12 protein-coding genes are annotated in these 13,001 nt (G+C 72.9%); 11 read left to right on the top strand and 1 reads right to left on the bottom strand.

Annotated features, from left to right (window positions below):
- The first annotated feature begins 67 nt into the window (after window positions 1-67).
- The 9 genes from ACSYGO_RS11065 (at window position 68) to ACSYGO_RS11025 (ending at window position 9,136) form a co-directional block, all read left to right on the top strand.
- A complete protein-coding gene (locus ACSYGO_RS11065) occupies window positions 68-1,174 on the top strand; it encodes a quinone-dependent dihydroorotate dehydrogenase (protein WP_095933024.1) in 1,107 nt (368 codons plus the stop codon).
- A complete protein-coding gene (gene pyrF / locus ACSYGO_RS11060) occupies window positions 1,171-2,013 on the top strand; it encodes an orotidine-5'-phosphate decarboxylase (protein WP_460386595.1) in 843 nt (280 codons plus the stop codon). The genes ACSYGO_RS11065 and pyrF overlap by 4 nt, the downstream gene beginning before the upstream one ends.
- A 354-nt stretch (window positions 2,014-2,367) precedes the next feature.
- The gene (locus ACSYGO_RS11055) at window positions 2,368-2,691 is read left to right on the top strand and encodes an integration host factor (RefSeq protein WP_016638838.1); all 324 of its coding nucleotides are present in this window, start codon (window positions 2,368-2,370) and stop codon (window positions 2,689-2,691) included.
- A gap of 37 nt (window positions 2,692-2,728) precedes the next feature.
- Window positions 2,729-3,286, top strand: coding sequence for a guanylate kinase (gmk, locus tag ACSYGO_RS11050; protein ID WP_426681691.1), 558 nt, complete (start codon window positions 2,729-2,731; stop codon window positions 3,284-3,286).
- A 37-nt stretch (window positions 3,287-3,323) separates the two neighbouring features.
- Window positions 3,324-3,593, top strand: a complete 270-nt coding sequence (gene rpoZ, locus ACSYGO_RS11045) for a DNA-directed RNA polymerase subunit omega (protein ID WP_028803682.1) — start codon at window positions 3,324-3,326, stop codon at window positions 3,591-3,593.
- 125 nt (window positions 3,594-3,718) lie between these two features.
- Complete coding sequence (gene coaBC, locus ACSYGO_RS11040) at window positions 3,719-4,921, top strand: bifunctional phosphopantothenoylcysteine decarboxylase/phosphopantothenate--cysteine ligase CoaBC (protein ID WP_460386594.1); 1,203 nt, start codon at window positions 3,719-3,721, stop codon at window positions 4,919-4,921.
- 240 nt (window positions 4,922-5,161) lie between these two features.
- Window positions 5,162-6,370, top strand: coding sequence for a methionine adenosyltransferase (metK, locus tag ACSYGO_RS11035; protein ID WP_095933021.1), 1,209 nt, complete (start codon window positions 5,162-5,164; stop codon window positions 6,368-6,370).
- Window positions 6,371-6,575: 205 nt separating this feature from the next.
- On the top strand, window positions 6,576-8,723 hold the full coding sequence (locus ACSYGO_RS11030) for a primosomal protein N' (protein WP_460386593.1): 2,148 nt from the start codon (window positions 6,576-6,578) through the stop codon (window positions 8,721-8,723).
- 209 nt (window positions 8,724-8,932) lie between these two features.
- Window positions 8,933-9,136, top strand: coding sequence for a hypothetical protein (locus ACSYGO_RS11025; RefSeq protein ID WP_460386592.1), 204 nt, complete (start codon window positions 8,933-8,935; stop codon window positions 9,134-9,136).
- 290 nt (window positions 9,137-9,426) lie between these two features.
- Here ACSYGO_RS11025 and ACSYGO_RS11020 read toward each other — a convergent pair whose 3' ends face one another.
- Window positions 9,427-9,966, bottom strand: coding sequence for a hypothetical protein (locus ACSYGO_RS11020; RefSeq protein ID WP_345657813.1), 540 nt, complete (start codon window positions 9,964-9,966; stop codon window positions 9,427-9,429).
- Window positions 9,967-10,302: 336 nt separating this feature from the next.
- Between ACSYGO_RS11020 and fmt the strand changes: the two genes are divergently transcribed.
- A complete protein-coding gene (gene fmt, locus ACSYGO_RS11015) occupies window positions 10,303-11,235 on the top strand; it encodes a methionyl-tRNA formyltransferase (protein ID WP_460386591.1) in 933 nt (310 codons plus the stop codon).
- 121 nt (window positions 11,236-11,356) lie between these two features.
- Entirely contained in the window at window positions 11,357-12,790 is a 1,434-nt protein-coding gene (locus tag ACSYGO_RS11010; RefSeq protein ID WP_028803676.1) for an RsmB/NOP family class I SAM-dependent RNA methyltransferase, read from the top strand.
- Window positions 12,791-13,001: the final 211 nt, after the last annotated feature.

Here is a 13,001-nt window from a genome sequence, read left to right as displayed (position 1 = left end):
TCATGAGGGTCCTCATGAGGTCCCGGTCCACGGGTCTCACGAGGACACGTCTGACGAGGACACAGAGATGTACAAGCTTTTCTTCCGTCTGGTTTTCAAACGGATGGACCCCGAGCAGGCCCACCACCTCGCCTTCCGCTGGATCCGTCTGGCCGCCCGCGTCCCCGTACTGCGCACGTTCGTCGCGGCCGCGCTGGCGCCCCGCCACGAGGAACTGCGCACGGAGGCGTTCGGCCTGCGCATGCACGGCCCCTTCGGGCTGGCGGCCGGCTTCGACAAGAACGCCGTCGCCATCGACGGCATGTCGATGCTGGGCTTCGACCACATCGAGATCGGCACCGTGACGGGCGAGCCGCAGCCCGGCAACCCGAAGAAGCGACTGTTCCGCCTCGTCGAGGACCGGGCACTGATCAACCGCATGGGGTTCAACAACGAGGGCTCCGCGGCCGTCTCCGAGCGCCTGGCCGCCCGCACGCCCGTCTTCAGGACGGTCGTCGGCGTCAACATCGGCAAGACCAAGGTCGTCCCCGAGGAGGAGGCCGTCGGCGACTACGTGAAGTCGACCGAGCGACTCGCCCGGCACGCCGACTACCTCGTCGTCAACGTCAGCTCCCCGAACACACCCGGTCTGCGCAATCTCCAGGCGACCGAGGCACTGCGCCCGCTGCTGAGCGCCGTGCGGGAGGCCGCCGACCGCTCGGTCACCGGTCGCCGCGTGCCGCTCCTCGTCAAGATCGCTCCCGACCTCGCCGACGAGGACGTCGACGCGGTCGCCGACCTCGCCGTGGAACTCGGTCTGGACGGCATCATCGCGACCAACACCACCATCGCGCGCGAGGGCCTCGGTCTGAAGTCCGACGCCTCTCTGGTCAAGGAGACCGGCGGCCTCTCCGGCGCGCCCCTGAAGGCGCGCTCCCTGGAGGTCCTGCGCCGCCTCTACGCGCGCGTGGGCGACCGGATCACCCTGGTGGGCGTCGGCGGCATCGAGAACGCCGAGGACGCCTGGCAGCGCATCCTGGCCGGCGCCACGCTGGTCCAGGGCTACAGCGCCTTCATCTACGAGGGCCCCTTCTGGGGCCGCGCCATCCACAAGGGGCTCGCCGCGCGCCTCCGTACGAGCCCGTACGCCACCCTCGCCGACGCGGTCGGCGCCGACGTGAGGAAGTCCGCATGAGCCTGGAACCCTTCGGCGCACGCCTGCGCCGCGCGATGGACGAGCGCGGGCCGCTGTGCGTGGGCATCGACCCGCACGCGTCCCTGCTCACCGACTGGGGCCTCGGCGACGACATCGCGGGCCTGGAGCGCTTCAGCCGCACCGTCGTGGAGGCGCTGGCCGACCGGGTGGCGGTCCTCAAGCCGCAGAGCGCGTTCTTCGAGCGCTTCGGCTCACGCGGGATCGCGGTGCTGGAGAAGTCGGTCGAGGAGGCCCGGGCGGCCGGCGCCCTGGTCGTCATGGACGCCAAGCGCGGCGACATCGGCTCGACCATGGCCGCGTACGCGGAGACCTTCCTGCGCAAGGACGCGCCGCTCTTCTCGGACGCGCTGACCGTCTCGCCGTATCTCGGCTACGGCTCGCTGAAGCCCGCGGTGGAACTGGCCCGTGAGAACGGCGCCGGCCTCTTCGTGCTCGCGCTGACGTCCAACCCGGAGGGAGGCGAGGTCCAGCACGCCGTCCGTGCCGACGGCCGGAACGTCGGGGCGACCGTGCTCGGGCACCTGGCCGCCGAGAACGCGGGGGAGTCGCCGCTCGGCTCCTTCGGCGCCGTGGTCGGTGCCACGCTCGGTGATCTGTCCTCCTACGACCTCGACATCAACGGCCCCCTCCTCGCGCCCGGGATCGGGGCCCAGGGAGCGACGGCCGGCGATCTGGCGGGCGTCTTCGGAGCGGCCGTGCGCAACGTCGTCCCGAACGTGAGCCGGGGTGTTCTGCGTCACGGTCCCGACGTCGTCGCCCTGCGGGAGGCCGCGGAGCGTTTCGCGGAGGAGATCAGGGCCGCCGTCGAGGCCGCCTGAGAGCCTTCGGCCGCCGCTCGCCGGACCGCCGAATCGGTCCGGCGAGCACTCCGAGCCTCGATCGGAAGTCCTCCGATGAGTGTCCGCGGAGCGCCTTGAGTCTGAATACATTCTCAAATCCGGGGCAGTATGTCGGAAATGTCTGGCTCCAGGGAGGCTGACCAGGACTTTTCCGCTGTTCTCGCTGACTCTGGCGCACTTGCCCGCTAGTCTCCGTCGAGTGGGGGCACCTCCCACACTTCAAGGCAGTGGGGGAGAACGGGCAAGCGTGTTGCTCGTAGCTCCCCAGGTGAGGGGCGACTAGGTTCCTCACCGGTCCGTATCCGACAGTTCGACATCCGAGGTGACGTAGGCGTGGCTCTTCCGCCCCTTACCCCTGAACAGCGCGCAGCCGCGCTCGAAAAGGCCGCCGCGGCTCGCCGGGAGCGGGCCGAGGTCAAGAATCGACTCAAGCACTCCGGCGCCTCCCTTCACGAGGTCATCAAGCAGGGCCAGGAGAACGACGTCATCGGCAAGATGAAGGTCTCCGCCCTCCTTGAGTCCCTGCCGGGCGTGGGCAAGGTCCGCGCCAAGCAGATCATGGAGCGACTCGGGATCTCCGAGAGCCGCCGCGTGCGTGGCCTCGGCTCGAACCAGATCGCCTCCCTGGAGCGCGAGTTCGGCGGCTCCGGCGCCTGAGTCCTGGGCACTCCGGGATTGCTGGAATAATCGCTGCATGAGTGAACGTCCGCGGCTGACCGTGCTCTCCGGCCCCTCCGGGGTCGGCAAGAGCACGGTCGTCGCCCATATGCGCAAGGAACACCCCGAGGTCTGGCTCTCCGTGTCGGCGACGACACGCAAGCCGCGCCCCGGTGAGAAGCACGGAGTCCACTACTTCTTCGTCTCCGACGAGGAGATGGACAAGCTCATCGCCAACGGTGAGTTGCTGGAGTGGGCCGAATTCGCCGGCAATCGCTACGGGACGCCGCGCACGGCCGTCCTGGAGCACCTGGAGGCCGGCGTGCCGGTCCTCCTGGAGATCGACCTCCAGGGCGCACGTCAGGTTCGCGAGTCCATGCCGGAGGCTCTGCTCGTGTTCCTGGCTCCGCCCTCCTGGGAGGAGCTGGTGCGCAGGCTCACCGGGCGGGGCACGGAACCGCCCGAGGTGATCGAGCGCCGCCTGGAGGCGGCCAAGATCGAGCTGGCGGCCGAGCCGGAGTTCGATGTCACCCTGGTCAACACCTCCGTCGAGGACGTGGCGCGCGAGCTGCTAGCCTTGATGGACGTTGTGTGATCTTCACTGATCAATCCCACCTTTCGGAAGGCAGAGCGTGTCCTCTTCCATCACCGCGCCCGAGGGCATCATCAACCCTCCGATCGACGAGCTCCTTGAGGCCACCGACTCGAAGTACAGCCTCGTGATCTACGCGGCCAAGCGTGCCCGCCAGATCAACGCGTACTACTCGCAGCTCGGCGAGGGCCTCCTCGAGTACGTCGGTCCGCTCGTCGACACCCACGTCCACGAGAAGCCGCTCTCGATCTCCCTGCGCGAGATCAACGCGGGTCTGCTGACCTCCGAGGCCATCGAGGGCCCGGCGTAGTCGGCAATCTCACACCGTAAGCAAGACCTGCAGATCGCAGAAGTCTTTTCCACAGGCCCGGCAGCGCGACTGTCGGGCCTGTGGTGTGTCATGGGGTTGTACGTAGTCGAGTGTGGGGAGGCCCGGTGGACAAGCCGAAGGTCGTTCTGGGGGTCAGCGGCGGCATCGCCGCCTACAAGGCGTGTGAGCTGCTGCGACGGCTGACGGAGTCCGGTCACGACGTACGCGTCGTGCCCACCGCGTCCGCGCTGCACTTCGTCGGCGCCGCCACCTGGTCCGCCCTCTCCGGCCACCTCGTGTCCACCGAGGTCTGGTCGGACGTCCACGAGGTCCCGCACGTCCGCATCGGACAGCAGGCCGACCTCGTCGTGGTGGCCCCCGCGACGGCCGACACGCTCGCCAAGGCGGCCCACGGCCTGGCCGACGACCTCCTGACCAACACCCTGCTCACCGCCCGTTGCCCGGTCGTCTTCGCGCCCGCCATGCACACGGAGATGTGGGAACACCCCGCCACCCAGGAGAACGTGGCGACGCTCCGCCGCCGCGGCGCCGTCGTCGTCGAACCCGCGGTCGGGCGGCTGACCGGCGTCGACACCGGCAAGGGGCGGCTGCCCGAGCCCGCGGAGATCTTCGAGGTCTGCCGCCGGGTGCTGGCCCGGGGCGTGACCGAGCCCGACCTCGCCGGCCGGCACGTCGTCGTCAGCGCGGGCGGCACCCGCGAACCCCTCGACCCGGTCCGCTTCCTCGGCAACCGTTCCTCCGGCAAGCAGGGGTACGCCCTCGCCCGCACCGCCGCCGCGCGCGGAGCCCGGGTCACACTGATCGCCGCGAACACCGGCATGCCGGACCCCGCGGGCGTGGACGTCGTCCAGGTCGGCACCGCCGTACAGCTGCGCGAGGCCGTGCTGAAGGCGGCCCCGGACGCCGACGTCGTCGTGATGGCGGCGGCGGTCGCCGACTTCCGCCCGGCGGCGTACGCGGCGGGGAAGATCAAGAAGAAGGACGGCCAGGAGCCCGAGCCCGTCGCCCTGGTCCGCAACCCCGACATCCTGGCGGAGATCTCCGCCACGCGGGCACGCCCCGGCCAGGTCGTGGTCGGCTTCGCCGCCGAGACGGACGACGTCCTCGCGAACGGCCGGAAGAAGCTGGAGCGCAAGGGCTGCGACTTCCTCGTGGTGAACGAGGTGGGCGAGCGCAAGACCTTCGGCTCCGAGGAGAACGAGGCCGTCGTGCTCGGAGCCGACGGCAGTGAGACCCCGGTGGCCCACGGGCCCAAGGAAGCCCTGGCCGATACCGTGTGGGACCTCGTGACGCGCCGATTGGAGTAGCTTTCTCACCCGTCCCGGCAGATGCCTCCCGGCGCGCAAAAACAGGTGCGACGGCCCTGGCGGAGGCGGATCGCCATGGCGCAGAATGCCCGTGCCGCAGGTCACAGCGCTTCCGACAAGCGAGACAGGGGGACCTGCCGGTGGGCACGACAGATAAACTGTTCTCGGACGACGCCGGGCGCAGCCCCCGTCCCGTCCACCAATGATCAGCCAGCAGCCGCTGCAACCACAGGGAGCGTTGTGTCCCGTCGCCTGTTCACCTCGGAGTCCGTGACCGAAGGTCACCCCGACAAGATCGCTGACCAGATCAGCGACACCATTCTCGATGCGCTCCTGCGCGAGGACCCCACGTCCCGCGTCGCCGTGGAGACGTTGATCACGACCGGCCTGGTGCACGTGGCCGGCGAGGTCACGACCAAGGCGTACGCGCCGATCGCGCAGCTGGTGCGCGACAAGATCCTCGAGATCGGCTACGACTCGTCCAAGAAGGGCTTCGACGGAGCCTCCTGCGGCGTCTCGGTGTCGATCGGCTCGCAGTCCCCGGACATCGCGCAGGGTGTCGACACGGCGTACGAGTCCCGGGTCGAGGGCGACGAGGACGAGCTGGACAAGCAGGGCGCCGGCGACCAGGGCCTGATGTTCGGTTACGCGACCGACGAGACGCCGAACCTGATGCCGCTGCCGATCCACCTGGCGCACCGGCTCTCGCGGCGCCTGTCCGAGGTCCGCAAGAACGGCACCATCCCCTACCTCCGCCCCGACGGCAAGACCCAGGTCACCATCGAGTACGACGGCGACAAGGCGGTCCGTCTGGACACGGTCGTCGTCTCCTCGCAGCACGCGAGCGACATCGACCTGGACTCGCTCCTGGCCCCGGACATCCGCGAGTTCGTGGTCGAGCCGGAGCTGAAGGCGCTGCTGGACGACGGCATCAAGCTGGAGACCGAGGGCTACCGCCTGCTGGTCAACCCGACCGGCCGCTTCGAGATCGGCGGCCCGATGGGTGACGCCGGCCTCACCGGCCGCAAGATCATCATCGACACCTACGGCGGCATGGCCCGCCACGGCGGCGGCGCCTTCTCCGGCAAGGACCCGTCCAAGGTCGACCGCTCCGCCGCCTACGCCATGCGCTGGGTCGCGAAGAACGTCGTCGCCGCGGGCCTCGCCTCCCGCTGCGAGGTCCAGGTCGCCTACGCCATCGGCAAGGCCGAGCCCGTCGGCCTCTTCGTCGAGACCTTCGGCACCGCCAAGGTCGAGGCCGAGAAGATCGAGACCGCCATCAGCGAGGTCTTCGACCTCCGCCCGGCGGCCATCATCCGCGACCTCGACCTGCTGCGCCCGATCTACTCGCAGACGGCCGCGTACGGCCACTTCGGCCGCGAGCTCCCCGACTTCACCTGGGAGCGCACGGACCGCGTGGACGCGCTGCGCCGGGCCGCGGGTCTGTAAGGCCCGACCGGTACCGTCACGAGGCCCGGCTGCCCTTCGGGGGAGCCGGGCCTCGGCGTTCGTGACGGAGAACGGCGTCCGGCCGGCCCGGGCCGCGGGACTCGGACGCCCGGCCCGTGCCGCTGAGGTGTGGGATGCCCGGCCCGTGCCGGTGGGGGCCCGGGACGCCCGTCCCGTGTCAGTGGGGTCTGGTAGGAATGCTGCTGTGAGCAGCGAGAACGGTCAGGGGGAAGGCGGCGCGGAGAGTGCGCCGCCCGAGCAGCTCGCGCTGATCCGGGAGGCCGTGCGCAAGGCCAAGGCACCGAAGGCCAAGCCGCGTACCTGGCGGGGGGCCGCGCTGGCCAAGGAGCTGCCGGTGGCGCGGGTGCTGGTCGACAAGGGCGTGCTGCATCTCGACCGGTACTTCGACTACGCGGTGCCCGAGGAGCTCGACGAGGCCGCGCAGCCGGGCGTGCGGGTCCGGGTCAGGTTCGGCGCCGGCGGCCGCAATGTGCGCGACGGGCGCCGTGAGGGCGGCGGACTCATCGACGGGTTCGTCGTCGAGCGGATCGCCGAATCCGACTACAGCGGGCCGCTGGCCGCGCTCGCGCAGGTCGTGTCGCCCGAACCCGTCCTGGACCCCGAACTGCTGGGGCTCGCCCGGGCCGTCGCCGACCGCTACGCCGGCTCCCTCGCCGATGTGCTGCAACTCGCCGTCCCGCCCCGGCACGCGCGGGCCGAGGCCCGGGAGTCCGCCCCCGCACCGCCTCCGCCCCCGGCGCCCGCACCGGGCACCTGGCAGAGGTACGGCCGCGGGCCGGACTTCCTCGCCTCGCTCGCCTCCGGCGGAGCGCCACGGGCCGTGTGGACCGCGCTGCCCGGGCCCGAGTGGGCCGAGGAGATCGCCCGGGCCGTGCAGGCGACGCTGGCCTCCGGGCGCGGGGCACTGGTCGTCGTACCGGCGGGCCGGCCCGCCGCCCGCGTGGACGCCGCCCTGGCGGCGCTGCTGGGGGAGGGGCAGCACGCCGTGCTGACGGCCGACGCCGGGCAGGAGCGGCGCTACCGCGAATGGCTCGCCGTACGGCGCGGGGCCGTGCGGGCCGTCGTCGGCACCCGGGCCGCCATGTTCGCGCCCGTGAGGGACCTGGGGCTCGTCGTCGTCTGGGACGACGGCGACGCCGGACACAGCGACGACAATGCCCCCTTCCCGCATGTCCGGGAGGTGCTGGAGCTGCGGGCCTCGCGCGACCGGTGCGGGTTCCTGCTGGGCGGCTGGAGCTGCACGGTGGAGGCCGCGCAGCTCGTCGAGAGCGGGTGGGCGCTGCCGCTGGTCGCGGACCGCGACCAGGTCCGTGCGGCGGCACCCCTCGTACGGACCGTCGGCGACGGGGACCTCGCCCGGGACGAGGCGGCCCGCGCGGCCCGGCTGCCCACGCTCGCCTGGCAGACCGTCAGGGAGGGCCTGCGGCACGGCCCCGTGCTGGTGCAGGTGCCGCGCCGCGGCTACGTGCCCCGGATGGCCTGCGCACAGTGCCGGGCCCCCGCGCGCTGCCGCCACTGCGCGGGACCGCTCCAGGCGCAGGACGCGGGGGAGCTGCGGTGCGACTGGTGCGGGCGCGGCGAGCCTGCCTGGCACTGTCCCGAATGCGGAGGCTTCCGGCTGCGGGCACAGATCGTGGGGGCGCGGCGCACCGCCGAGGAGCTGGGGCGGGCCTTCCCGGCCGTCCCGGTCCGTACGTCCGGGCGGGAGCAGGTGCTGGACACGGTCTCCGAGGCGCCCGCCCTGGTCGTGAGCACTCCGGGCGCCGAACCGGTGGCCGAGGGCGGGTACGCGGCCGCGCTGCTCCTGGACGGCTGGGCCATGCTCGGGCGGCCCGATCTGCGGGCCGGCGAGGACGCGTTGCGGCGCTGGCTGGCAGCGGCGGCGCTCGTCCGTCCGCAGGGTGCCGGCGGGACCGTGGTGGTCGTCGCCGAGCCGACGCTGCGTCCGGTGCAGGCACTGGTCCGCTGGGACCCCGTCGGGCACGCCGTGCGGGAGCTCGCCGAACGGGCCGAGCTGGGCTTCCCGCCGGTGTCGCGGATGGCCGCGGTGTCCGGTGCGCCCCAGGCGCTCGCGGAGTTCCTCACGGCCGCCCAACTGCCCCATGATGCGGAGGTGTTGGGGCCCGTCCCGGTGCCCGGTACGGAGGCGGGGCGGCCTCGGCGGGCCGGTGGGCCACCGCCCGGGGAACACTGGGAACGGGCCCTCGTGCGGGTGCCGCCGGGGAGCGGAGCCGCGCTGGCGGCCGCGTTGAAGACCGCGCAGGCGGCGCGGTTGGCGCGCGGCGGGAGCGAGCCGATACGGATCCGCATCGATCCGCTCGACATCGGGTGAGTGCCGCTCGGCGCGATGCGTCGGCGGTCGCCGGGGCCGTGCGGCTCGGTGCGGGGCGGGTGTTCGTGTCGGCCGTGCGGTTCGGTGTGGGGTGAGTGTTCGTGTCGGCCGTGCGGTTCGGTGTGGGGTGAGTGTTCGTGTCGGCCGTGCGGTTCGGTGTGGGGTGAGTGTTCGTGTCGGCCGTGCGGTTCGGTGTGGGGTGAGTGTTCGTGTCGGCCGTGCGGTTCGGTGTGGGGCGGGTGTTCGTGTCGGCCGTGCGGTTCGGTGTGGGGCGGGTGTTCGTGTCGGCCGTGCGGTTCGGTGTGGGGCGGGTGTTCGTGTCGGCCGTGCGGTTCGGTGTGGCGCCGGTGCTCGCGCCGGGCGTTCCGCTGGGCAGGGCGTGGGTCTCGCGACGGGCGTTCCGCCCGGCATGAGGCGGGCGTCGGTCCGTGCGCTCCGCCGGGGCCCTCGACCGGTGCTCGCCCGACGGGCCCGCACGCCGGGTGCGCGTCCGGCCCGGGCCGACTGAGGGTGCGCACCCGGCGGGCCTGCGGCCCGGATCCGTACCCGGGCAGGGCGACTTCAGACGTCTGGCTGCCGGGCCCGCCCGCCCGGTACGTCTCCGGCGCGGGCCCGCTTCAGGTGGGCGCCCGGCAGGACGTGGCGCCGGCATGCGGCTGCCTCCCGGGTCGCCTGTGGACACCGGGAGGCAGGGACGGGCGGATCAGCCGTTGCGCGGGCCCGGGAACGCCGTGGGCCTGACCTCTTCACGGAGGGTGGGGCTCCCCGTCGGCTGGGTCGGCATGGAGCGGGCGGCGGGGACCGTAGGCACCGTGGGGATGCCGGTGTTGACGGCCACCGCCCGGGTGCCCGCCGTCTCCGTGGCGCGCTCCGCCTCCGCGGCGGCCTGGGCGGCGGCGCGGCGGGCGCCGTAACGGCGGTGCACGGCCTGCTTGGTGACCCCGAGGGCCGAACCCACCGCGTCCCACGAGAAACCGAGTGAGCGGTCGAAGTCCACGGCGGCCGTGACCAGGGTCTCGACGCTGTCCCGCAGCTCCTGCGCGAGGCGGACGGTCGGGGCGGGGGCGCGCCCGTAGACGACGAAGCCCGTGGAGGGTCCGGAGCGGCGCGGGCGGTAGACGTTGCCCAACTGGGCGGTGAGCGTGCGCAGCGCGTCCACCTGCCGGCGGACCCGCTCGATGTCGCGCACCAGCAAGTGAAGGCTGGCCCGAGCCTGGGCGTCGTGGGTTGCGTGGTCGGCCATGAACAAGCCTCTCGAACCGGCGTTGAAAAGGATCGGGCCGCGAATGCGGCCCTTGTGGTCAACTCTTTCTTGACCAACGCGTTTCCGGGTGAGTGGTCACGCTGCGGGCGCGTAAGGGCATATGCACGGGGCGCGTCTTGACGCGTACGCCCCCAGGAGGCGGATGGAGCGGCGCGCCGTCCGGCCCGTACCCCGGGGGCGTGCGCGCCCCGCGCGGATACTCCCGAGCCATGGGCCCCCGTGCCGCATAGACTGGTGCGTTGCCCCGCACGACCCGGTTCGCCGGCTGTCGTGCGAGCCGATACGAACTCCCGCCCGAGAGGCCAGCCGCCACCCATGAAGCTCGTCTTCGCAGGTACCCCCGAGGTCGCCGTTCCCGCCCTGGACGCCCTGATCGCCTCCGGGCGCCACGAGGTGGCCGCCGTCGTCACGCGGCCCGACGCCCCGGCCGGACGGGGCCGTCGGCTCGTCGCGAGTCCGGTCGCCCAGCGCGCGGAGGAGGCCGGGATCGAGGTGCTGAAGCCGGTCAAGCCGCGTGACGAGGACTTCCTGGCCCGGCTGCGGGAGATCGCGCCGGACTGCTGCCCCGTCGTCGCCTACGGCGCGCTGCTGCCCCGGGTCGCGCTGGACGTCCCCACGCACGGGTGGGTCAACCTGCACTTCTCACTGCTCCCTGCCTGGCGCGGCGCGGCCCCCGTGCAGCACGCGATCATGGCGGGGGACGAGATCACCGGCGCCTCCACCTTCCTGATCGAGGAGGGCCTCGACTCGGGCCCGGTCTACGGCACCGTCACCGAGGAGATCCGGCACACCGACACCAGCGGGGACCTGCTCACGCGGCTCGCCTTCGCCGGGGCGGGGCTGCTCTCCGCGACGATGGACGGCATCGAGGACGGCACCCTCAAGGCCGTGCCGCAGCCCGCCGACGGCGTCACCACGGCGCCGAAGATCACCGTCGAGCTCGCCCACGTCGACTGGTCAGCCCCGGCGCTCCGCGTCGACCGGCTGGTGCGGGGCTGCACGCCCGCGCCCGGCGCGTGGACCGTCTTCCGCGGCGAGCGACTCAAGCTCATCCAGGTCGCCCCGCTCCCGGACCACACCGATCTCGCCCCGGGCGAGCTGGCCGTCGGCAAGAACAACGTGTACGCGGGGACCGGTTCGTACGCCGTGGAGCTCCTCTGGGTCCAGGCCCAGGGCAAGAAGCCGATGCGCGCCGCGGACTGGGCGCGCGGCGTGCGCATCCCCTCCGGCGAGCGCCTCGGCGTCTGACGACGACGTCCCCGCGGGCCGGGTGCGCGCACACGGGCGCACCCGGCCCGCGGGGTCGGGCGTGCCCGTCCGGACGTAGGCTGGACGGGTCGAACCATCCAGGATCCGGAGCACCTTTTTCGTGAGTGAGCAGTCCCGTCGGCCGCGCAAGCCCGGCAAGCCCTACCGCCGTCCCCAGAAGGACCCGGTCCGCATGCTCGCCTTCGAAGCGCTGCGCGCCGTGGACGAGCGTGACGCGTACGCGAACCTCGTCCTGCCGCCGCTGCTGCGCAAGGCCCGTGAGAAGGGCGACTTCGACGGGCGGGACGCGGCGCTGGCCACCGAGCTGGTCTACGGCACGCTGCGCCGGCAGGGCACGTACGACGCCGTCATCGCGGCCTGCGTCGACCGGCCGCTGCGTGAGGTCGACCCGCCCGTGCTCGACGTGCTCAGCCTGGGCGTGCACCAGCTGCTCGGGACGCGGATCCCCACGCACGCCGCCGTCTCCTCCGCCGTCGAACTCGCCCGGGTCGTGCTCGGCGACGGGCGCGCCAAGTTCGTGAACGCCGTGCTGCGCAAGGTCGCGCAGCAGGATCTCGACGGCTGGCTGGAGCAGGTCGCACCGCCCTACGACGAGGATCCCGAGGACCATCTCGCCGTCGTGCATTCGCACCCGCGCTGGGTCGTCTCCGCGCTGTGGGACTCGCTGGGCGGCGGCCGTGCCGGAATCGAGGACCTGCTCGAAGCGGACAACGAACGGCCCGAGGTGACGCTCGTCGCCCGCCCCGGCCGTCTCGGCGCGGACGAACTGCTCGACGCGCTCGGCGAGGAGTCCGCGCTCCCGGGCCGCTGGTCGCCGTACGCGGTGCGGCTCACCGAGGGCGGCGAGCCGGGCGCCATCGACGCCGTGCGGGAGGGGCGCGCGGGTGTCCAGGACGAGGGCAGCCAGCTGGTCGCGCTCGCCCTCGCCAACGCGCCGCTGGACGGGCCCGACCGGACCTGGCTGGACGGCTGCGCCGGTCCCGGCGGCAAGGCCGCCCTGCTGGCCGGGCTCGCCGCCGAACGCGGCGCGGTGCTGCTGGCCTCCGAGAAGCAGCCGCACCGCGCTGGTCTGGTGGCGAAGGCCCTCGCGGGAAACCCCGGGCCCTACCAGGTCATCGCCGCCGACGGCACGCGGCCGCCGTGGCGGCCCGGCACCTTCGACCGTGTGCTCATGGACGTGCCCTGCACGGGTCTGGGCGCGCTGCGCCGCCGTCCCGAGGCCCGCTGGCGGCGTCGCCCCGACGACCTCGACGGTTTCGCCCCGCTCCAGCGCGGGCTGCTGCGGACGGCGCTCGACTCGGTGCGGGTCGGCGGTGTCGTCGGGTACGCGACGTGCTCGCCGCACCTCGCCGAGACCCGCGCGGTCGTCGACGACGTGCTCAAGCACTACGACGCCGGCTCCGCCGAACTGCTCGACGCCCGCCCGTTCCTGCCGGGCGTTCCCGCCCTGGGCGACGGCCCCGACGTTCAGCTGTGGCCGCATCTGCACGGCACGGACGCGATGTACCTCGCCCTGATCCGCCGGACCGGGTGAACGCCGCCGGGCGCTGACGCCGGTTCACCGCGGGACGGTGACGCCGGTTCACCCGCCCCGACCGTGGTGCTGCGCCTGGCGCCGCGACCGACCCGGCACGGTGGACGAGCAGCGGCCGGCCGCGCGCGATCGGCGGCCGCGCCGTTGCGCCCGCAGACTCGACGCGGGCTCCTCGTCAGCCGGCACCGGGCGTCGCGGGACCGAGGCTCCG

This window comes from Streptomyces krungchingensis (assembly GCF_054729265.1).
This window is presented reverse-complemented; position numbering and strand designations above follow the sequence as displayed.

What these genes read in the sequence shown, in the direction of transcription:
- ACSYGO_RS11065 (WP_095933024.1), top strand. Translation starts at nt 68, where the DNA reads ATGTACAAGCTTTTCTTCCGTCTGGTTTTCAAACGGATGGACCCCGAG.
- pyrF (WP_460386595.1), top strand. Translation starts at nt 1,171, where the DNA reads ATGAGCCTGGAACCCTTCGGCGCACGCCTGCGCCGCGCGATGGACGAG.
- gmk (WP_426681691.1), top strand. Translation starts at nt 2,729, where the DNA reads ATGAGTGAACGTCCGCGGCTGACCGTGCTCTCCGGCCCCTCCGGGGTC.
- ACSYGO_RS11020 (WP_345657813.1), bottom strand. Translation starts at nt 9,966, where the DNA reads ATGGCCGACCACGCAACCCACGACGCCCAGGCTCGGGCCAGCCTTCAC.
- fmt (WP_460386591.1), top strand. Translation starts at nt 10,303, where the DNA reads ATGAAGCTCGTCTTCGCAGGTACCCCCGAGGTCGCCGTTCCCGCCCTG.